We start from the raw sequence: 21,597 nt of genomic DNA, 5'->3' as shown, positions 1-21,597 counted from the left end.
GAAAGATATTACTAAGGTTCATTGTAGTGACGGATATAGCTACGTTTGACTACGGAAAACTACAATTTTATGAGATTAAATGCAGAGACTACTGAAGGTGATACACCTACTAAATCAATCCAAGCGGTAGGGGAACTATCGGAATCTGGCAATTCTTCGGCGACAATATGAAAAGATCGGATTTCGACACCGGGAAGATGGGCTAAAGTCAGACTCAGGGCTGGTTCTGCTTCTATTTCTTCGGTTTCTCCTGCCTGTTTCTTGCCAATTACACCCCCAGCACTACAACCAATTAATACAGGTACAGAAAGTTTTTCCGCCAATAAAGGCAACAGCCGGGAATACTCACTCATAAAGGCAGAAGAAATGAATACCAGCCCTAAATGTGCTGGTGCTGTTAAAGATGCCACTGCTTGTTCTACGACATCGTTAATAGCCGCTTCTAAGGAAGGACGGGTTGATAAGGCATTTGTCCACTGCATTTGATCTGCCATGAGTTTTCGGCTTATTTCTGTTTTGAGGTTAGTTGATTATTTTAACTAAGTTTGGTGATTGGTGATTGTTGACTTTCTGTTAAAATGTATTAAAGAATCTAGTTTCTTAGTAAAATTTGCAACATAAAAATACACACAGTCAATGAACAAAAGAGATATAGATAAAGTAGAAATAACTTCTGGTGATATCAAGGCTGAACAACTTGAGCAGCTTAAAGCCATTTTTCCAGAAGTGTTTACAGAAGGTGAGATAGATTTTGATAAGTTAAAGGCAACTTTAGTAAAGGCAACTTTAGGAAAAAATACAGATGATCGGCCAGAACGTTACTCTTTTACTTGGGCTGGTAAGCGTGAAGCTATTCAGATGTTACAAACACCCAGTAAGGCAACATTAAAACCAGAACGTTCTGAATCAGTAGATTTTGATAATACTCAAAACCTGTTTATTGAAGGTGATAATTTAGAAGTTTTAAAATTAATTCGCAAGTCCTATTCTGGACAAGTAAAGATGATTTATATTGATCCTCCCTACAATACGGGAAATGATTTTATTTATCCAGATAATTATACAGATCCTCTTGATAACTATTTAGAATTAACAGGTCAAAAAGATAGTGAGGGTAATTTACAAACCAGCAATCCTGAAACCAGTGGACGCTATCATTCTGCTTGGTTGTCTATGATGTACCCCCGTCTTTTTTTAGCGCGGCAATTGTTAAGAGATGATGGGGTAATTTTTGTAAGTATTGATGATCATGAGGTTCATAATTTGCGGTTGTTGATGAATGAAGTTTTTGGAGAAGAGAATTTTTTAGGAAATATTGCTAATATAAATAATCCTAAAGGTCGGTCTGATGATAAATTTATTGCAACAGCACATGAATATTTATTAGTTTACGCCAAAAATAGGAATTATACCTGTTGGAATGGTTTTGAGCCTGATGAAAAAGTATTAGTAAGATATAACAAAGAAGATGAAAAAGGAAAATATCGAGAAATAGATTTAAGAAAAACAGGTGATGAAGATTTAAAAGAAGATAGACCAGAAATGTTCTATTATTTCTATTATAATTCTGACAATGAGGATTTAATTTTAACTAAAGAAAAACAAAATTTAGATAATTATCAAGAAATTATACCAATTCGAGAAGATGGAAAATTAGGTAGGTGGAGGTGGGGATTTGAAACTTCAAGAGAAAAATTGATTAACTTGAAGTGTCGTTATATGCCCAATAGGAAAATATGGGGAATATTTGAAAAAGATTATTTGGAAGAGAGAACTTTACTTAAACCTCCTTCTGCATGGACATATACAGACGTTAACAGTGAAAGAGGAACTGAGCAATTTACCAGTTTAGGATTTGAAAAAGAAATATTTTCTAAACCAAAACCTATAGGATTGATTCATCGTGCTTTAACCTTAGCTACATCTAAAAATGATTTAGTCCTTGATTTCTTTGGAGGTTCTGCTACTACTGGACAAGCGGTATTAGAACTCAATCATGAAGATGGAAATGATAGAAGATTTATTCTAGTTCAGTTACCACAAAAAACAAATAATCCACAGTTTCCTACTATTGCTGATATTAGTAAAGAGCGTATTCGTCGCAGTATTCAGAAAATTAAAGATTCAGAAAATGGTAAACTCCCATTGCAAAATCGGGAAACTCCAGAAGATTTAGGTTTCAAAGTTTTAAAATTATCTAAATCTAATTATCGTCAATCAGAAGAATTACCATCAGATACAGAACCGGAAGCATATATAGAACAATTAGAACTATTTAATGATCCTTTAGTTGATGGCTGGAAACCAGAAAATGTAAGATATGAAGTCATGCTCAAACAAGGTTATAGCTTGACATCTCGCATTGAGGAAGTTACAGAAATTGAATCTGCTACTATCTACAAAATAACTGACGAAGATAAAAGACAGCATTTTTATATTAGTCTTGATAATCAGTTTCATTTTGAAACAGCGAGAACGTTAAAATTAACTAAAAACGATTTATTAATTTGCCGTGACATGGCCATAGATGACACTACAGCAGCTAATTTAGTCCTACAATGTAGACTAAAAACTATTTAAAAGAGGTAGCAGATGGAATTTAGATTTGATGCTAATCAAGAATATCAAACTGATGCTATTGAAGCCGTTACTAATTTATTAGAAGGTCAACCCCGCATAGAATTAGACATGAGTTTAATTTTAGAGTGGGGTTCTGCTGCTGTCATGAATCGTCTGGATTTAGACGAAGAAAATTTATTAGAAAATCTGCAAGCAGTTCAGCAAAAAAATGATATTTCACCTGATGAATCACTTCAATATATTGAAGAAACAATAGAAACAATAAGAGGTAAAAAAACAATTTACTTTCCTAACTTTTCTGTAGAAATGGAAACAGGAACAGGTAAAACTTATGTTTATTTACGCACTGCTTTACAATTATTTCAGCGTTACGGTTTACGTAAATTTATTATAGTTGTTCCTTCCGTTGCTGTCAGGGAAGGGGTTTTAAAGACTTTAAAAGTTACTGAAAGACATTTTCGAGAACTTTATAGTAATCCACCTTATCGTTATTATATTTACGATTCCGTTAATCTTTCCCAAGTGCGTCAATTTGCACTTTCTGATGGATTAGAAATTATGGTGATGACAATAGATGCTTTTAATAAAGCTGCTAATGTTATTCGTCAGAGTACAGATAGGTTAATGGGTGAAACACCACTGCATTTAGTACAATCAACCCGTCCTATTTTAATATTAGATGAACCGCAAAATATGGAGAGTGAAAAAAGTATGGCTCTACCGCTCCCTTTATGATATTTTCGGTAAAATATCCCTGAAACCCCGCTTATTAATTTAGATTAAACCCATGTACACCAATGGTTTTGGATATATTAAAAGGATGTTTGATCATAAGGGGAACGGTAGAACCAAAAGTATTGCAGCTTTAGCATCTCTTCATCCTTTGTTTATTCTCCGCTATAGTGCAACTCACAAAAACCCCTATAATTTAATTTATCGGTTAACCCCATGTGCTGCTTATAATCAAGGTTTAGTTAAAAAAATTGAAATAGGTTCTGTCATCAAAGAAAATGACTTTAATCAAGTATTTTTGCGATTAGAAAGTATTACCAGTCAAAAGAAAACTATTACTGCTAAAATTGCTGTTCATCAATTACAAAAAAATGGTACAGTTAAAGAAAAGGTAATTACAGTAAAGCCTGGAGATTCTCTATTTGAAAAAACTAACCGCAGTGAATATGCAGATTTTGAAATAGAAGAAATTAATCCTGGTTCTCAAACAGTGCTTTTTACCAATAACTTAGAAATTAGTAGAGGTGAATCTAAGGGAACTGATAAAGAAGCTATTTTTGAGGCACAAATTCGTTATACTATTGAAGAACATTTTCGTAAACAAAAAAGACTAAAATCCCAAGGTATCAAAGTTATTTCGCTATTCTTTATAGATAAAGTCGCTAATTATAAAACCGACACTGGGCAAGATGGTATTATCTGTCAGTTATTTAAGCAAGCCTTTGAAGAGTTAAAGGTAAAATATCCAGAATGGGAATCATTGACACCTGAACAAGTCCAATCTGCTTATTTTGCCCAAAAGCGCAAAAAGGGAGGAGAAACTGTTTTTGAAGATAGCACCACTGGCACAGCTAAAAAAGACGAAGAAGCTTATAACTTAATCATGAAGGATAAAGAGAGATTACTTTCTTTAGATGAACCTGTAGCTTTTATATTTTCTCATTCTGCATTAAGAGAAGGTTGGGATAATCCTAATGTTTTTCAAATTTGTACCCTCAATCAAACAACATCAGAAACTAAAAAACGCCAAGAAATTGGTCGGGGTGTGAGATTAGCTGTAAATCAAACAGGAGAAAGAATATTTGATGAGAGAATCAATATTTTAACCGTTATAGCTAACGAAAGTTATGAAAAATATGTAGCAACATTACAACAAGAAATTGAAGATGAGTATGGTAAAGAAGGTGTACCACCAAAACCACCTAACGCTAGAGAAAAAGGTGTAGCTAAATTACGTAAAGAATACTTATTAAAACCAGAGTTTCAAGAATTGTGGGAGAAAATTAAACATAAAACTCGTTATGCTGTGCAAATCCATACAGAAAAACTGATTGAGGAAGTAGTTAAGGAATTAGATACAAAAACTATTAATCCTCCTCGGATTACTATTACTAAAGCACGGGTAGAGGTAGGCAATGAAGATATATTAGAAACCATACAACTTACCACCAGTAAAACGGCTATGATGTTAACTGGAAAACGACCTTTACCTAATATAATTACCATCATGGTAGACTTATTAGAGAATACAACTCCATCTGTATCATTAACTCGTCATACCTTATTAACAATAATAAAACGATTGAATAATCAAAAAAGTGTACTTTCTAATCCTCATGAATTTGCTACAGTAGCAGTACAAATTATTAAAAATAAACTAGCAGATCATTTAGTAAATGGGATTCAATACGAAAAAATAGATAATTGGTATGAAATGACTCAGTTTCAAGATGAGATTGAAACTTGGCAAGAATATCTAATTCCGGCAAATCGTTCGGTTTATGATCATGTGATTGTTGATAGTCAAGCCGAAAATATACGAGATAGTATTGAAGGTAAATTTGTTGCAGATTTAGAAAAAAGAGATGATGTAAAACTATTTGTAAAACTTCCTAATTGGTTTACTGTACCTACACCTGTAGGGGAATATAATCCAGATTGGGCGGTTATTATGGAAGATAGAGACGAACATGGAGAAGCAGTAGGTAAACCACTTCTTTACCTGATTCGTGAAACAAAAGGTACAAGAAATTTAGATGAATTGCGACCTGATGAAAAACGTAAAATTATCTGTGGTGAAAAGCATTTTCATCAAGCATTAGGAGTAGATTACCGAGTGGTAACTAGCGTTAATGAGATTACGATCTAAATAAACCGGAAATGCAGGGCGATTATGAGGTAAAATTAGAAGAAATGGTTTGAAGGCAGAGCCTTATAGAATTCATTCCCATACAGAGTATGGGAACGAGAAAAACGTCTGAACTATGATTTGTAGGATTATTTTGATGAAAATGAGGGATTCATCATAAAAATCATCAAAATCACAAAAATCATAGTTTAGACATTAATTCTCGCGCTGCTTGGGGTGAAAAACTAACAGAAATAGAACCTTCTACCAGATTTGGTGTGAGAGGTGCAGAAGACATAACCTACTTATTAATAATTATTCGTAATTATCCACATTACCATATCCAGATCCCCGACTTGTTTGAGAAGTCGGGGATCTTTTGTTCCTTTTTGTTCAATAAAGAGATAAATTCTTAATAAGCAGTTTTTGACATATTTCCTGTATATTTATTCCTAGAAATAAATACCTATTGTTGTACAGTAATAGTTAAAGAAAACAAATTCTCTAGTCTTTTTTTCCACAAATCACGCAAGATTAACAAAAGATTAATATATGATTTACGATAACCGCACGGAAGTAAGAAAAGTTTTAATTATTACCCTACTGCTTAACGTATTTGTAATGGGCTTAAAAGTCCTTGTGGGTCATTGGACAGGTTCTTTAAGTTTGCTGGCTGATGCTTTACATAGTGTGACTGATAGTGCCAATAATGTCTTAGGCTTAGTTGCTATTAAGTTTTCTTCACCATTGCCAGATCGGGAGCATCCTTATGGGCATAATAAATTTGAAGCACTAGGCGCTTTGGGGATAGCTGCATTTTTAGGAATAGCTTGTTTTGAAATTGTCCAAGGTGCAGTAGAAAGAATTCTCAAAGGTGGCGAACCTGTAAAAGTATCACCTCCAGAATTGTGGTTATTACTGATTGTGTTAGGAATAAATATTTTTGTCGCCTTTTATGAACGGAATGTGGGAAAAAGAGTAGGTAGTTCCATTTTAATCGCTGATGCTACCCATACCATGAGTGATGTTTGGGTGACAATCTCCGTTATTGGTGGTTTAATTGGTGTGTGGCTGGGTTATCAGTGGTTAGATGTAGCACTAGCTTTCCCCGTGGCTTTACTGGTATTTTGGAGCGGTTGGTCAGTTCTAACCGAGAATTTACCCTGGCTTGTGGATCAAATGGCCATAGCCCCCGAAACTATTCATACAATTGCAGTTTCTGTCCCCGGTGTCCTTAACTGTCATGATATCGCTTCCCGCGGTGTCATTGGTCGTCAAGTGTTTATAGAAATGCACTTAATTGTTGATGCACCAGATGTAGAAACGGCTCACAATATCACAGAGGAAGTTGAAAAACAACTAGAACAACGTTTTCATCCTGTGAGGATTTTAATTCATGTTGAGCCACCTGCATATCAATCTGAGCGCATCACCTTTGAAGCCGAACAAACATAATTTGGTAGCAAATAATTTTATTTTTCCAACCGCACCGCATACCACTGTAAATATTCTCCAGGACCCACATCTAAATTACAACTTGTATCCAGCAAATATTGTGCTTGTTCGCTAACAGACTCAAATTTTTGCACATCCAATGGTAAATCCGCGAATGCAATTTGTGATAAAGTTTTTTCCAGCTTGATTAATAATTCCGCCACTGTCAGAAATTGTTCTGGTTGATTTGTTTCCAAAACAACAAAATCGTCCTGCTGATACATTAATTGATTTGGCATTTTTAGTAATTAGTAATTTAGTAATTTGGTAATTGGTAATTGGTAATTGGTGATAGTTTTACCACTGACAACTGACAACTGGGAGAACTATTTTTGGCAATGACCGATAATTTATCTTCCAAATGCTTCGCCCCTACTGACAACTGACAACTGACAACGAACAACGAACAACTGACAACTGACAACTGACAACTGTACGGGCGAAGCATTTGGAGAAATATTTTTGGCAATGACCGATAATTTATCTTCCAAATGCTTCGCCCCTACTGACAACGAACAACTGACAACTGACAACTGACAACTGACTAAGATGGATATACTGGCATTGTAAAATGAAACCATGCACCACCGTGGGGAGATGAATCTACCCAAATTTGACCGTAATGGGCGCGGATAATGCGTTGACATAAACAAAGACCAATTCCATATCCATCTGTACTTTGATCACGTTGGAGACGGAAAAGATTCTCAAAAATGCGATCGCGGTTTTCTTCGGGAATACCAGGTCCTGTATCACCAATCGTAAATTGTACTTTTTGGCTAGTGCGATGGAGTCCTGCTACAGTAATTATGCCACCAGCAGGTGTATATTTGATGGCGTTATCTAAAAGATTAACCAGGACTTGGCGAATTCGTTCAGGGTCAGCATAAACAGAGGGTAAATCCTGGGGAATATCTGTTTCCACCCTTTGGGATTTAGCAATATAGCGATCGCTCAATTCCTCTAATACCTGTAAACAAATTTCCCCTAATTGTAACTTTTGTGGTACAATTGGCAATTCTGTATCGTCACCCCGCCCAGCTTGTAACAAATCAGCAATCATCCGATCAATGATCTTGGTTTGCGTCCGAGCCTGTTTTAATAAATGTATAGCCAAACCAGGTTTCAGGCGTTGAAATCCCCCTGTATCTGGATTGTAATTAGATTGAAGAGTTTCAATAGCGATCGCCGCAGCCGTCAGAGGATTACGGAGATCATGTGCTAAAATCGCAATTACTCGGTCTTTAAACAGTAGCTGTTCTTGCAGTCTCTCCTTTTCCTGCTTCAGACGAAAAATTTCATCCCCTAGTTGAATTGCCTCGGCCGAAGTAGCAACAGAATGAATGGTAGATTTAGGCGAAATCACCTGACTCTTTTCATCCAAACATTCCTGTTTATCTGCCTGTAATTTCAAAAAAGTGGCAACAGCGTGTTGCCAACGCGGCCACCAAATTTTTAATTGTGGAATAATATTAGTACCAGCAATAGTTTGTTGAGGTTCGGGATGAATCTTAACTAGAGCAGGGGTTGCTACTAACTTAAAATGTTCCGCTAAATAGGGTTGTTGTCCAACATCAATAATTTGTAGTTCAAAACTATACTCAGCCTCTAATTCTTTTAAGTAAGCGCGAATTTGCTGCACTTGTTGACGAGACTGAGGCCGTCCGTCAACAAACAGCAGTAGTTGAAGTGGAGCCTCAGAATAAATAGGCTGATCCTGAGAAACTTGCATGACATCTTGTTTCAGCACTGGTAACAACCTGGGGACGCTTTACAGACAGTAAAATGGGATGACGTTGCTTAATAGCCATTGTTTTTCTAATTTAATCTCTATTTTAGATTCTTCTTACTCTAATCCGATCTAGGTTTTTGGGTGGAAACGGATTTTTTTCGGAATTTTGCTGCCATTTGCTCTTACTTTTACAGCTACTAGGCTTTTAGTCAGGAATTGTTGAAGCTATCCTCACCTCCTTTAGTAATTATTTACAGAAGTCAAGAGTCCCTTAATATAAGCTTTTGGCATATATTTCGCAATTTATTCAAGTGCATACCCCTCCCCTATATAGCTAATTATGTAACACCGATGCAACTTGCGATCGCTTCCCCAATAGAAGCATTAAATCATCTCCAAGCCATTTATCAATTCTTGCAAACAGCCTAAGAGTCGCCTTATTCCCAGCTTACCACTTCAAACCATTGGCGAAAACTTTCCATTAGTTCCTCAAAACCTATAGTCGCCGCTATTGGCGTTGCGAAGCAATATTCTACCAACCAAAAGATGTATAAAATTAGACTAAATATGCTCTTGAAAATAAAGCCGATATAAATCACAAAGACATTTAACTTTATTTCCTTTAAATTCAATCAATCCCAAACTGCGTAATTTTAAAGCTTGAGTAGAATCTATTTTAATAGGAATATCACTATTAATCACTTGTTGCATTGCTATTTTTAACAAATCATCTTTTTCTAATTCTGAAAGATAGAAATTTAAAAACTTGCCATAAGGACTTTGATTAGTGGGTGCAACTTCCAGAAAATTTGATAAAGTTAAATTACCTTTAGCAATTGTATCAAGCGCAGTTGTTAATAAATAAGGATGACCATTAATCATATCTCTTAATTGGTTTATTTCTGTATCTGAAAAATTTAAACTGTATTTTTGAACTAATTCTTTTATTTGTGTAAGATTAAATTCGCCTATTTCTACAGACAAACCCACATTAAAAGGAGATTGATTAAGATTTATAGAAGTATCAACTTCTTGAGAATGGGCAATTACTAACCGTAAATTTTGCCAAATATCTTCTGTTTTCGCTTTTTCATGCCAAGCTCTTAATAAAGCAGAAAATTGTTGAGTAATTTCAGGATAAGGGAAAATTTCATCAATATTATCTAAACCTAATACTAAAGGACTATCAATAAATGGTAAAATATATTTTTTTAAATAATTAGTGCAGTTATCTTGATTACCAAGACGACTACTCCAAGATTTCTCTATTTGGTCTTCTATTCCTAACTCTAAACTCAGAATTGCACAAAACCACTGTAAAAAAGTCTTGAGGTCAGTAAGATTTTCTTGATTCCATAAATTAATAGAAACTGTCCGATATCCTTTTTGTTTAGAATGATCAAAAATGCGACTGATTAAATGAGTTTTACCCATTCTGCGGGGGGATTTGATGCGAATTAATGCCCCTGGTTGCAGGATATTTTGATAACAGTTATTTTCAATTTCTGGACGTTGGATATACAAAGAAGAAATATTTTGTGATTGATTTTCTGGTTGTTTAGGAATGGTTAATAACTGTTCTTTAATAAACCGACTCACACCTTTATAAACTAAATTATCTGGTGATTTTGGCTTAGTAATGGAAATATGATCATCATCTGTTGCGGTAGGTTGAACATCTTTAATCCCTGGATTAGCACTATCTGGGTCTACAACCAAAACTATTTTAGTGGGTTTTGTTTCATAATAAACTTTTGTCGTAATTGCCATTGCATCAACATTTTGCCGATACCATTCATTCAATTGACGCAATTGGGGAAGATGGGATTTCAGTTCATCAACACTAACAGTAGTTCGTGCGAGAGTACCAATATTATTAATTAAATTAGCTAGATGAGCACCAGTATGAGGAGTGGATAAAAAAACAATACCTTTAGTTTGTTCAATAACTGATTTTTTATTAAAAGTTTGAGCATTTCTTAGCATTTCTTTGACTAATAAACCACCCATACTATGAGTAACAAATATAATTGGATATTTTCCAATATCATTAACTGCTAAATATTCTAATAAATTACTAGCACGGTCAAAAAGTGGCATTGTTGAACCTTTCCACTCAAAGGGTGCAGCATTATAACCAAAAGACCAAATCCCTAAATCTGGTCGTTCTTGTGCAAGCCACATTAACCAGAAATTATCATCATTTGGTAATTCGTGAGGATGCCAAGTTGATCTTGCGTGACCACCTAAACCATGAACAAAAATCACATCTCCGCAGCGTTTGGGATTTTCACATCCTGATATTTTGATTAAACCTGTGATTTCTGTGGGTTCAGGTTTTGGGGTTTTACCGAATAATTTACCAAGAAAGCTGAAAACCATACTAATAAGGACAATTAGTTTATCAGTAATGAATTATATCTTACTTTTGGTATAAAACAAACGAAACCCAAGATTTTATCTACTAAAAATATGATCGCCCATTCCCCCACATTCCCTAAAAGTGATCGTTGACAACAATCATTCAGATTCCTCACCTCGATAAGATTGGCGACTGTGGCGAACATGAAGAATTGCGACAACATCTTCCATAACTACAAACAAAACTCGATATTTTCTTTTTTTTCCGATCCATATTTGCCGAACCTCACAACCAATAACTTTGGATTCTGGTGCTTTGCTACAGCGATTAGGAAAATTTTGTAATGATGCGATAGTATCTTGAAATTCATAGTACCAATTGTTTGCCACTTCAGGACTCAGATTATCGCACATCCAACGATAGGAAGTTTCTATTTCTTGAAAGGCTGTAGGTTGAATAATAACTTGATAATTCATGAGCGAGGAGGAATGTTAAATTTGTCTTTTAGGGTTGCCAATGCCTCCTCGACAGGAATTCCTTGACCTTGCTCAAACTCATCTAGTCCCTTACGAATACCTACTATTGCTTCAAGGTAATCAATTCGCTCTAAGAGTTCTCGATATATGCTTGGGGGATGTTTTGGATCTGTTTTCAGTGATTGCAAAAAACTAAATAAATCCTCTAGGATTTCATTGGGGGTGTTGTCAATTTCTTGTAGGAGCAATTCTTTGATAGTCATTACTGTTAATCGCCAAATTTACATTTCTATTAGCTATTCTAAATCATTCATGAGAAATCTGCCTCTTTAAGCAGTAGCAAATTCTGTTAAACTGCGTTTACTTGGATGGTGGAAACCCAAAACAATATCACTTTGTGGTATTCCATTTGATAACAAATCATCAACAATACATAAATTAGTTACATCTTCTTCCACCCAAACTTTACCATTTTTAATGCAAAGATAGATGATAATATGCTGTATCTGTTTTTTGTCATCCCAGCCAAACCGAAACCAAATATACTGATCTCTTTTTTCATCAAAAGCTAAACGTTCACTAGCTTCAATTTTGCCATTTTCAACATTTTGAGGATTACTCATTTCGTAATATTCTGTCAATATCTTTTTGATAGCATTCCGGTATTGTTCTAGTTTATCCATAGTTGAATTTCCTCCTTTTTTGTATTTACGACTATTAACAAAAAGTGATTTTCTTGACTGACTGCTTGTACAGATTTAGAAGGCGGTTGTGCCAGGTATCGAATTTCTGAAAGCCTATTCTTTCGTGGAAAATGAGTGCTTAATAAATCTTAACACTGCTCTGAAAGCCTTACCTGCTACAATCTACAAGTCTCCGCAAGAAGAGAGGAGTACCACCCCACAAACGACCCCCTATCTTCCACTTCCTTTCCTTTATACATAATATTAAGGTACAAATAAGGTAACGTACCTACGTAACGTTTATACGTAGTTAAATATTTTTCTTCCCATAAGGGTGGTTCATCATATCTCATCCAGTCTCCCCCTTCCTCTTTTCCCTTCTTCCATCCTACCCTTTCGGCAAAACTATCATACCCTTCATTGCTCCATTTTGTAAATCTTTTCTTATCCCAGTCAAAATCTAAAGAATTACCTGTTTCCAGATATATCCTTTTCTGAACACTAAAACCGAATTTTCCTTTTGAGTTATCCACCCATAATTTATCTACTGCTTTTAAATCCTGACATTGAAAGTTTTTCATATCATTTAATACTAAATAACCTTCTTTTTCTGTTTTAGCGGAAACAAGAATAAACTGCCAATTTTTACTATCTGCATCTTTCCATCTATTTTGCTTCATTAAATAGTCTAATTCAGCTAATAAATGTTTCTTTAAATCTTCATGATATTCTGTATTTGATTTCTCTAAATCAAGCTGACGATAAAGCGAAGCTACAATATCAACATTACCATTGTAGAGAATATTGAGGTCTAACTTAAATAAATCTGTACTAGATTTTAATTGAGATTTGAGAAGATTATATTTATTTAATGCGATTTTGTAATTTTCTAATGCCTTATTTTGATTACTTTCTAATTTAGCTTTTACATAGTAGATATAAACTAAAGTAGCTAAATAACTAGAATCATTTTTCTCAACATTATTTTCTTTGGGTAATTTTTCAATACTTTTTATAAAATCTTCTTTTGCTTTGTTATATTTTGGATCTAATTGGGAGTTTTTATCCTCGTCTGTTTGTAAAGATTCATACCCTAAAACTAAAGAACTATCTAATAAAGCTTCTTTAAGTTCTTGGTTTTTGATTTTTTCTTGTAAAACTAAACCTGCAATATTTAAAAATTGATTGGCTTCATTTACTTGATTTTTTTGTTGTAGTTGAGAAGCGACTGCTGATAATTCCCGAATCTTAGAAACATTCTGTTCCATTTTAGAAACATTTTGTTTTGCCATAAATGCAGTTATTCCAAAAAATACAGCAAAAACCACACTAATAGATAAAACTAATCCTCCTGTTTTCTTCGCAATTGCTAATTGTCTTTCAGCTTCCTGTTTAGCTTCCGCTTCAATTTTGATCGCTTTTTCCTCTTGTTCTTGTGTACCACTAGCTGCTAAAAATTCCCTATCTTCAAAACCTAAACTTTTATCCTTTACCCAAACTTCTGCTTCTGCTAAAGATTCCCCTCTCAATAATCGGGATTTATCCTGTTTACCTGATAACAACCACTGTCGAAAATTCTCTGCATAAGGACGTAAACTAGCTAAAGTTTTTTCAATCCATAAACCATCAAAAATCGTCTGATAAATCCGATTATAAATTTTCAAATTACCATTCTTTTTAACAACAATTCCTGCTAACTGTAAATCACTTTGTTCAATACTATTATCAGTATCAATTCCTTGTGAATGCCAAATTTGTTGATATAAATCTAATAAATACGCTGCTTTATTTTCATCTCTTTTTAAGATTCTATCCCGAATGGTTCTAAAATGTTCCGGTTCATCTTGAGATTCCCAATTTTCAATTACTTTATTTTTAACTAAATTCTCTACAAAACTAGCCTCTTCTCCCGTCGGAATTTCATCTTTAGATTTACAAATAAAATTACAAATTTTCTGAGTTAAAAATGGCTGTCCTCCCGTCCAATCTAAAATCACTTTGAGTACAGTTTCAGGATTTTTAGTTTGGTGAGAAAATCCATCTATTAAAGGTAAAGCTTCTGTAAATTCAAAACCTGTTAATTCAATCCCTTTACCAATATTAAAAGGAGTCCGTTTTTTATCTTGAATTAATTCTGATGGTGTAGCAACTCCCAACAATACAAAGGTAATACGGTTATATTCAGAATTGTCAACTCTTTGATTAAAAAAGGCACGAATTAAAGCAAAGAAATCATCAACAGGAAAATCTAAACTGAGGATACTATCAATTTCATCAATAAAAATTACTATTTGTGTAGGAACTAATTTTAATACTTTATCAATAAACTTACCAAAAACCTGCACGTTAGAAAGTCGTTTATTTTCTTCCCACAAAGCATCTAAATCAAATTTATCTTCTAACTTTAAACTTTCAGAAATATGATTAATAATGCCATTATACCATTGTTCAGAATTTAGCCCTGATGTGCCAATAGCAGTTAAATCAATAGCCACACAAGCAATTTCTTCAAATTGTAATCTTTGCATGGTGCGAACCCGCAAACTTGATTTACCCATTTGTCGAGAGTTCAACACAAAACAAAACTCTCCCGCTTTCACGGCTTGATATAAATCCTCATCAGCTTTGCGTGTGACGTAGGTGGGTGCATTTGGAGGAAGACTACCACCAAATTGATATTGATAATTTTGGGAAGTCATGGTTTTATAATCAATGGATAATAGTAGAGATATTAGGCTAAAAACGCATCCCTTCTTCCGGTGAGAGAAAAAGAAACCAAAAACAGTCGGTTTTAACCGACTTGAACTTTAAGACAGGGAATAGATTCCCTGGCTGACTACCAAGCCCGAAAAATGCTAGTGTAGAAAGTGAAAATCAATTTGTGATTTCTTTGTGTTTTCCCGTAACTACCCCGCTGTATTTCTGAGTTTTGCTGTTTTACTATCCTTAACAGCCTGTGCTAACAGTCAATCTGCTAAAAACCTAGAACAATCATTAGCGGCTGACCCTCAGTTGCAAAATAATCCTGTTCCCTTTGGCAAACCTCAGAGTCAGCAAACAACACCAAACCCCAACACATCAACAATTAAATTACCGGCTGATTTTCCCGCAGATATACCCATTTATCCCAATGCCAAACTAGAGGAAATTACACCAGCTAATTCGGAAAATAAAATATCAATTCGGTGGCAAAGTGCAGATCCTAGTAATTTAATTACCAGCTTTTATCGTCAGCAATTTCAGGCTAAAAACTGGCAGATTGTGCAACAGCCTCAAGATGATGTAGATGGGGCTTTTTCCGCCCGACGCAATGATCTACTCATCAATGTCACAATTAAACCACAAACCGTTACCAAAGCCGCACCCAATCAACCGCAAACTGCTACTAAATTATTAATTGAATATTCATCTAATTCTAAGGACACATCAACTAACCCAGTTACACCATCAGATAATTCTGAATTTATCGGTCCAGTATTACCTAAAACTGATAATACTAACGTAGTCACTCAGTCAACCCTACAGCCAACCACCCAACCGGAAACCTTAACAACTCAGGAATTTACTGATATTCAAAAAGCACCACCCGAATGGCGATCTCATATTCAAGATTTAGCTACATTAGGTATTTTATCCATTGAACCGAAAACCAACGAATTTTTCCCTGATAAAATTATCACCCGTCGGGAATATGCCCGCTGGTTAGTTGCAGCTAATAATGCCATGTATGCGAATAATCCAGCCAAACAAATCCGGTTAGCATCCCCCAGCACTCAACCAGCTTTTAGAGACATCTTAACCAAAGATCCTGATTTTCCTGTCATTCAGGGATTAGCCGAAGCAGGTTTAATTCCCAGTGCTTTGTCAGGAGATGCCACAGCGGTTTTATTTCGTCCTGATGCACCCTTGACGCGAGAACAATTAATCCTGTGGAAAGTTCCTTTAGATACTCGCCAAGCCTTACCCGCAGCCAATTTGGAAGCCGTTAAACAAACTTGGGGTTTTCAAGATGCAGGTAACATTGAACCGAAAGCATTAAAAGCAGTTTTAGCAGACTTCCAAAATGCTGAACAATCAAATATTCGCCGAGTTTTTGGTTATACAACCTTATTTCAACCCAAAAAACCTGTAACTCGTGCTGAAGCTAGTGCAGCTTTATGGTATTTCGGTACTCAAGGCGAAGGAATATCAGCAACGGAAGCTTTAAAGCTGAAAAGGTGAATTTTATTTTAGATCAAATAAACATTCGACAGGCCGAATAGCCTGTCATATTTACTTGCTAATTCTTGACTTTACTTTTCGGGTTTAGTCGTTGGTGTGGCTGTTGGTGTGGCTGTTGGTGTGGCTGTTGGTGTGGCTGTTGGTTTAACCGTTGGTGTGGCTGTTGGTTTAACTGTTGGTTTAACTGTTGGTTTAACTGTTGGTTTAACTGTTGGTTTAACTGTTGGTTTAGCCGTTGGTTTAGCCGTTGGTTTAACTGTTGGTTTAACTGTTGGTTTAACTGTTGGTTTAACCGTTGGTTTAGCCGTTGGTTTAGCTGTTGGTTTAACCGTTGGTTTAGCCGTTGGTGTAGCCGTTGGTGTAGCTGTTGGTGTTGGTTTATCAATGATGTTCTTAACTTCTTCATTTAGTTTTTGACGAAGTTGCAAATCAGCAATCCCAGTTTCTGAGAGTTGATGTTTTTTCTGGTACTCCTTTACCAACTCTTCTAACTGGGGACTGTAGAATTGATCACGGGGAAGTAGAGTTTTTGGTTTAAGTACAGTATTCAAATTAGCTTGCAGAATTTCGACGATCTTCGCGGCTTGATCTTGGGTTTTGGGACCTACTTTCCCGTCCACCTTTAACTTGTAGCCTGTTTGAAATTGATTGATAGCCTTTTTTGTTTCCTCATCAGTCAGAGGATCTTTGGTAACTTTAACGTTATAACCCAACCCCCGTAATACGGATCGGAATTCGTCCGGCGTATAGTTGCGCTGACGGGCTGCAAAAGCTATGTCTGAAGCTACAACACTAGCTACTACCATACAGGTTAAAGCTATAGTTACTCTAGATTTGTCGAAACTACACCACATCATAAAAACTCCTTGGGATTAAATCCTTGATATTAAGAGACTAACAGGTAATTTTGAAGTTTTTTTAACCTCTGGCTTCATAATTAATGATTAATTCTGATTAATTTGACTTTGATTGATTATTAATGGGTATAAGAAAAATTACTACTCGACATCTGCTAATAGTCTCAATTCTGAAAAATCTGTGTTGCTACTTGTTTATACCAACATACTTTAATTTTAGCAATATTTAGTCACTCCTCAACGTACCTAAAACTGGGTTTCAAACTGATGCTACTGTATTTCGTAAACCCACAATTTACCACATATAAGAAACCATGAGTAAATTAAAAAATTACCAGCGAAAAAACCTATGGTTTGAAAGAGTAATGGCAATTACTGCCACTGCTAACTTAGTATTAGTTTTCTTTGATTTAAGTTACGTACCTTGGCGAGATTTTTACTTCCGCAGACTTCCTGAACTAACTCGTTTATACGATCCAATTAAAGGTATTGAACCTCATCGTGATACAAAAAAATATTTAGAAGCAGTAGCTAGATTGGAAGTACAGGTAACTCAAACAGGCTTAATCTCACCGCAAGTCAAAGCCAAATTAGCAGACCTTCGTTTTCTCAGCAAAGAAATGATTGAAACTAATCCTTTTGCCGGTGCGGGAAAAAGTGGAACTCTAGAAAAAATCAAAAACCGAATGCGGGAACGCGTCAGTAAAGAATCTGCAAAAGGTGCATTTAATACTTTTTGGAGTCAAGAGTATTTATCTAAACATGGTTGGAATCAGGAAATAGACTTTTTCAACCAGAAAATTCGTCCGGGAATTGCCAAAAACTATTATCGTAAAATTGGTGAAAATGGGGAATTTTTGAATAATTTTTGGATAATTGATTTACCATTTGTCGTTTTATTTGCTATAGAATTATTAGGACGTACTTTCTTCATCAAACGTAGATATAGTCATTTAAGTTGGTTAGAAGCAATTCTCTGGCGGTGGTATGATCTATTATTACTAATACCAATTTGGCAATGGTTACGAGTCATCCCAGTGACCATAAGACTAGATCAAGCCAAATTAGTTGATTTTTATGTAATTAGACGGCAAATTCATCAAGGTATTCTTGCCAATTTTGCCGAAGAAATTACAGAAATTGTCGTAGTACAAGTAATTAATCAATTTCAAGGTTCAATTCAACGAGGTGAAATTACTCGTTGGTTATTAGAATCAGAAAATGTGCGTTCTTACATAGATATTAATAATATCAATGAAGTCGAAGCAATTACTGGATTGTTAATTAAAACTCTTGTTAATCAAGTATTACCAAAAATCCAACCAGAAGTAAATGCCATTTTGTGCCATAGTATTGAAATCGCTTGTCAGCAATTACCAGGCTATAGTAATATCCGCATGGTACCAGGATTAGGTAAAGCCCAAACACAAATTAGTGAACAACTAGCTACCCAAATTACTAATAATATCTATGCTGCTTTAGCTAGTACCATCAAAGATCCTGTCGCGGCAAAACTTTCCACTCAGCTAATAGAAAAATTTACAACTTCATTCACTTCAGAAATTCAGAAAAAACAAGTTCTGGTAGAAATTCAAAGTTTACTAAATGACTTTTTAGAAGAAGTTAAAATTAACTACATTCAACGTTTATCCCAAGAGGATATAGATAAAATTTTGGAAGAAACTAGAAAAATGCGAACGGAATCATCCAGCAGTTTATCTATTCGTCAATAAAACATTAGCCAATAGATAGATGAAAATTATCAGAATTTTTGCCAACCTGGAATCAATAGGCATCCCAAAGCATTTCTGATAGCTTGCGTGGCGTAGCCATGCAATATTAAGTGTAGGGTGGGCATTGCCCACTAAAACCTGTCTAGATTGGTATTTCCCACCCTAGGTATATTTCAAAAATCAAATAGGATTCCTATAGACATAGTTATCATTCATTAAAACCATGAATAAAATCATAGATGCGGATATTAATCAGATTGATATCAGATTATTTTTGGAAGAGATAACTCCCGCACAAGCAGAAACTTTATGTGGTGGTTATTGTCAATCATCACAGGATGATCAAGATGCGTACATGAATGATATTGCTGAGATTATCAATAATGCCAAAAAACAAACTCAAGGTGTAGATAATAAACGCAGTAATCAGAAGATTAATACCATAGATAAATCCAAAAAAACTTACCTGAATGGAGTAGAGATACCCCGCAAGGGAAAAACCGTAGTTATATCTTTTTGAATTTTAAATGTGGATTTAACAGGCTAATTTAGGTACATCATTGGCTTTATTGAGAATAAATAAACTTTCATCTCCCCCACGGCCAATTCTTAAAGTTTCATCTAAGTAAGTAATATCGAGAGTGGCAATTCTCCCTTGAGGATTATTAGCTACTACAACTTTAAATGGATTTAATTTAGGGGTATTAATACCGACAATTTTTTCAATAGCTAAATAACGTTTATCAAAATAAACATTGATGCGTTTATCTGCTGTATTTGATATATCTATGGCAGGTTCAAAATTAGCTGTTACTTTCACATATCCTGATATTAAACCCAGAGGATGTTGCACTTGAGCTAGATTAAAAAATAGTTTATCGGCAATATTAATTACTTGATAAACTTTACCTATTTGTAATCCCAATGGTAGAGAATCTAAAGAACGGATTTCTCTAGCTGTGGAGTATTGCAGTTGCCAAGCACCATCTAATAAATCCGTAGCATGGAGAAGAGGTTGAGGGTTAGGATTGAGACTTTCTAGTTCTGTTGTTAATTGTTCAATTTCCTCAACTAAACTTTTATCAAGCTTTAAATTAGTAAGAGGATAACCATCACTGTTAATTTGATTTTTTTTGATAGTTGCTTGTAATTTCTCTTTCAAAAGTTGATTATTCATGAGATGAAATATTTGTATAAAACTTTTTGTAAATTATTGGCACTGGTACGAGTATATCTTATATTCCCAAATAAATAACCTGGCAGTTATTATCAACTACCAGGCTTTTGATTACTCAAAAATTATGTTATGGAGAAATTACAGAATACCCCAGAAGTGGAGAAAGCCTTTACCAGAAAATAGTTCAATCAAAGCTGCTGCTGAAAAGCCAATCATTGCTAAACGACCATTCCAGATTTCTGCTCCAGGTGTAAAACCCCATTGCCAAGCGTTGCGATCCGTATCTACATTTGCTTTGGCTGTCTTTGTTGCATTAGTCATTATCAGCACTCCAGTTAGGATCTACTCGGCTTTATTGCCTTATGTAAATAAATATAACAGTTTTTTTGCAAAAAAATAACATTTATTTACATTTTTTTTGCGATTATATGTATATGAGGATCTTATGCTTAAACCACGTGGTCTGGTTCTAAAGCACAGGGATACGCCGAATCCCCCGTTTCTACCTGAATAGTAGAGTGTTGAATCCCGAAATGGTGTTCAAGTTCCTGAGAAACTTCCCATAAAAAAGCATCACCAGGATAGCCTTCTGGCATGACTAAATGAACTGTGAGTGCGGTTTCTGTCGTACTCATAGCCCAAATGTGAAGATCATGAATTTTCGACACCCCAGGACATTCAATTAAGTAATTTTTCACAGCCCTGGGTTCAATTCCTGCTGGTACGCCATCAAGTGCCAAATTTACGGAGTCTCTAAGTAAATGCCACGTCCCAACTACAACAACAGCCACCAGCACTAAGCTAACTAAGGGGTCAAGCCACAGCCAATGGGTAAATAAAATCGCAATTCCAGCTACCACAACTCCCAAGGATACCAAGGCATCAGCAGCCATGTGTAAAAATGCTCCCCGAATGTTTAAATCACTTTTGCGTCCTGACATAAACATGAGTGCAGTAGCAGTATTAATGATAATGCCGACCAGGGCAACACCAATAATAGTTTCTCCCGATACTGGACCAGAATCATTAAAGCGGCGAATAGCTTCCCAAGCAATAGCACCCATAGACAAAAGCAAGACCACAGCATTGATTAAAGCAGCTAAAATCGAAGAAGCACGCAAGCCATAGGTATAGCGGTGGCTGGGAGGACGACGGGCAAGGGAACTTGCACCCCACGCCAGGAGGAGTCCCAATACATCACTTAGGTTGTGACCCGCATCAGCAAACAAAGCCAAGGAATGGGCTAAGTAGCCATAGGTTGCTTCAACAATGACAAATCCTATATTCAGTGCAGTCCCAATGGCAAAAGCCCGGCTAAATGTGGCTGGGGCGTGACTGTGATGGTGTCCATGTTCGTGGTGATGATGGTGGTCGTGGTCCTGTGTCATAGTGATGAGTTGGGAGTAAAGAACGGATTATTTT

Annotated in this window: 21 protein-coding genes and 1 pseudogene; 8 read left to right on the top strand and 14 right to left on the bottom strand. The window is 35.5% G+C overall.

Features of this window, described 5'->3' with window-relative positions; all coding sequences use genetic code 11:
• Nucleotides 1–92: 92 nt before the first annotated feature.
• A pseudogene (locus AN490_RS13130) lies at nt 93–494 on the bottom strand (FIST N-terminal domain-containing protein); the annotation flags it as partial.
• A gap of 142 nt (nt 495–636) precedes the next feature.
• Here AN490_RS13130 and AN490_RS13125 point away from each other — a divergent pair.
• The 4 genes from AN490_RS13125 (at nt 637) to AN490_RS13110 (ending at nt 6,895) form a co-directional block, all read left to right on the top strand.
• Nucleotides 637–2,580 (top strand): site-specific DNA-methyltransferase, encoded by a 1,944-nt coding sequence (locus AN490_RS13125; RefSeq protein WP_300003899.1) that lies wholly within the window; start codon nt 637–639, stop codon nt 2,578–2,580.
• A 12-nt stretch (nt 2,581–2,592) separates the two neighbouring features.
• On the top strand, nt 2,593–3,315 hold the full coding sequence (locus AN490_RS13120; protein WP_300003896.1) for a DEAD/DEAH box helicase family protein: 723 nt from the start codon (nt 2,593–2,595) through the stop codon (nt 3,313–3,315).
• A gap of 52 nt (nt 3,316–3,367) precedes the next feature.
• Nucleotides 3,368–5,461 carry a hypothetical protein gene (locus AN490_RS13115; protein ID WP_300003893.1) on the top strand — a complete coding sequence of 698 codons (2,094 nt, stop codon included), beginning with the start codon at nt 3,368–3,370 and terminating at the stop codon, nt 5,459–5,461.
• A gap of 531 nt (nt 5,462–5,992) precedes the next feature.
• A complete protein-coding gene (locus AN490_RS13110) occupies nt 5,993–6,895 on the top strand; it encodes a cation diffusion facilitator family transporter (RefSeq protein ID WP_300003890.1) in 903 nt (300 codons plus the stop codon).
• Nucleotides 6,896–6,912: 17 nt separating this feature from the next.
• Here AN490_RS13110 and AN490_RS13105 read toward each other — a convergent pair whose 3' ends face one another.
• From AN490_RS13105 to AN490_RS13090, 4 genes are read right to left on the bottom strand one after another with little or no spacing between them, the layout of a single operon-like run.
• On the bottom strand, nt 6,913–7,173 hold the full coding sequence (locus AN490_RS13105) for a chlororespiratory reduction protein 7 (RefSeq protein ID WP_015078241.1): 261 nt from the start codon (nt 7,171–7,173) through the stop codon (nt 6,913–6,915).
• A 17-nt stretch (nt 7,174–7,190) separates the two neighbouring features.
• Nucleotides 7,191–7,316, bottom strand: a complete 126-nt coding sequence (locus tag AN490_RS13100) for a hypothetical protein (RefSeq protein WP_300003885.1) — start codon at nt 7,314–7,316, stop codon at nt 7,191–7,193.
• A complete protein-coding gene (locus tag AN490_RS13095; protein WP_300003882.1) occupies nt 7,285–7,515 on the bottom strand; it encodes a hypothetical protein in 231 nt (76 codons plus the stop codon). Before AN490_RS13095 ends, AN490_RS13100 begins: the two co-directional genes overlap by 32 nt.
• Nucleotides 7,479–8,684, bottom strand: a complete 1,206-nt coding sequence (locus AN490_RS13090; protein WP_300003879.1) for a histidine kinase — start codon at nt 8,682–8,684, stop codon at nt 7,479–7,481. The genes AN490_RS13095 and AN490_RS13090 overlap by 37 nt, the downstream gene beginning before the upstream one ends.
• 198 nt (nt 8,685–8,882) lie before the next feature.
• Between AN490_RS13090 and AN490_RS13085 the strand changes: the two genes are divergently transcribed.
• On the top strand, nt 8,883–9,095 hold the full coding sequence (locus tag AN490_RS13085) for a hypothetical protein (protein WP_300003876.1): 213 nt from the start codon (nt 8,883–8,885) through the stop codon (nt 9,093–9,095).
• Nucleotides 9,096–9,227: 132 nt separating this feature from the next.
• Here AN490_RS13085 and AN490_RS13080 read toward each other — a convergent pair whose 3' ends face one another.
• From AN490_RS13080 to AN490_RS13060, 5 genes are all read right to left on the bottom strand, one after another.
• Nucleotides 9,228–11,048 (bottom strand): AAA-like domain-containing protein, encoded by a 1,821-nt coding sequence (locus tag AN490_RS13080; RefSeq protein ID WP_300003873.1) that lies wholly within the window; start codon nt 11,046–11,048, stop codon nt 9,228–9,230.
• Between the two features lie 138 nt (nt 11,049–11,186).
• Nucleotides 11,187–11,504: a type II toxin-antitoxin system RelE/ParE family toxin gene (locus AN490_RS13075; protein WP_300003870.1), complete on the bottom strand. Its 318-nt coding sequence runs from the start codon at nt 11,502–11,504 to the stop codon at nt 11,187–11,189.
• On the bottom strand, nt 11,501–11,767 hold the full coding sequence (locus tag AN490_RS13070) for a prevent-host-death family protein (RefSeq protein WP_300003867.1): 267 nt from the start codon (nt 11,765–11,767) through the stop codon (nt 11,501–11,503). The genes AN490_RS13075 and AN490_RS13070 overlap by 4 nt, the downstream gene beginning before the upstream one ends.
• 66 nt (nt 11,768–11,833) lie before the next feature.
• Nucleotides 11,834–12,187, bottom strand: a complete 354-nt coding sequence (locus tag AN490_RS13065; RefSeq protein WP_300003864.1) for a XisI protein — start codon at nt 12,185–12,187, stop codon at nt 11,834–11,836.
• 176 nt (nt 12,188–12,363) lie between these two features.
• The gene (locus AN490_RS13060; protein WP_300003861.1) at nt 12,364–14,886 is read right to left on the bottom strand and encodes an AAA-like domain-containing protein; all 2,523 of its coding nucleotides are present in this window, start codon (nt 14,884–14,886) and stop codon (nt 12,364–12,366) included.
• A gap of 193 nt (nt 14,887–15,079) precedes the next feature.
• Between AN490_RS13060 and AN490_RS13055 the strand changes: the two genes are divergently transcribed.
• On the top strand, nt 15,080–16,408 hold the full coding sequence (locus AN490_RS13055; RefSeq protein WP_300003858.1) for an S-layer homology domain-containing protein: 1,329 nt from the start codon (nt 15,080–15,082) through the stop codon (nt 16,406–16,408).
• Nucleotides 16,409–16,479: 71 nt separating this feature from the next.
• Here AN490_RS13055 and AN490_RS13050 read toward each other — a convergent pair whose 3' ends face one another.
• Nucleotides 16,480–17,262, bottom strand: a complete 783-nt coding sequence (locus AN490_RS13050; RefSeq protein WP_300003905.1) for a peptidoglycan-binding protein — start codon at nt 17,260–17,262, stop codon at nt 16,480–16,482.
• A 317-nt stretch (nt 17,263–17,579) separates the two neighbouring features.
• Between AN490_RS13050 and AN490_RS13045 the strand changes: the two genes are divergently transcribed.
• Together AN490_RS13045 and AN490_RS13040 are read left to right on the top strand one after the other, a co-directional pair.
• Nucleotides 17,580–18,998, top strand: a complete 1,419-nt coding sequence (locus tag AN490_RS13045; RefSeq protein ID WP_300003855.1) for a hypothetical protein — start codon at nt 17,580–17,582, stop codon at nt 18,996–18,998.
• 223 nt (nt 18,999–19,221) lie between these two features.
• A complete protein-coding gene (locus tag AN490_RS13040) occupies nt 19,222–19,518 on the top strand; it encodes a hypothetical protein (RefSeq protein WP_168696777.1) in 297 nt (98 codons plus the stop codon).
• Nucleotides 19,519–19,533: 15 nt separating this feature from the next.
• Here AN490_RS13040 and AN490_RS13035 read toward each other — a convergent pair whose 3' ends face one another.
• The 3 genes from AN490_RS13035 to AN490_RS13025 all read right to left on the bottom strand — a co-directional run bounded on the left by AN490_RS13035 (nt 19,534) and on the right by AN490_RS13025 (nt 21,563).
• Entirely contained in the window at nt 19,534–20,175 is a 642-nt protein-coding gene (locus tag AN490_RS13035; protein WP_213718185.1) for a PAP/fibrillin family protein, read from the bottom strand.
• A 138-nt stretch (nt 20,176–20,313) separates the two neighbouring features.
• The gene (locus AN490_RS13030) at nt 20,314–20,496 is read right to left on the bottom strand and encodes a chlorophyll a/b-binding protein (protein ID WP_300003848.1); all 183 of its coding nucleotides are present in this window, start codon (nt 20,494–20,496) and stop codon (nt 20,314–20,316) included.
• A 128-nt stretch (nt 20,497–20,624) separates the two neighbouring features.
• Complete coding sequence (locus tag AN490_RS13025) at nt 20,625–21,563, bottom strand: cation diffusion facilitator family transporter (RefSeq protein ID WP_300003845.1); 939 nt, start codon at nt 21,561–21,563, stop codon at nt 20,625–20,627.
• Between the last annotated feature and the right edge of the window lie 34 nt (nt 21,564–21,597).

This window comes from Anabaena sp. AL09, from assembly GCF_001672255.1.
Lineage (GTDB): Bacteria > Cyanobacteriota > Cyanobacteriia > Cyanobacteriales > Nostocaceae > Dolichospermum > Dolichospermum lemmermannii.
This window is presented reverse-complemented; position numbering and strand designations above follow the sequence as displayed.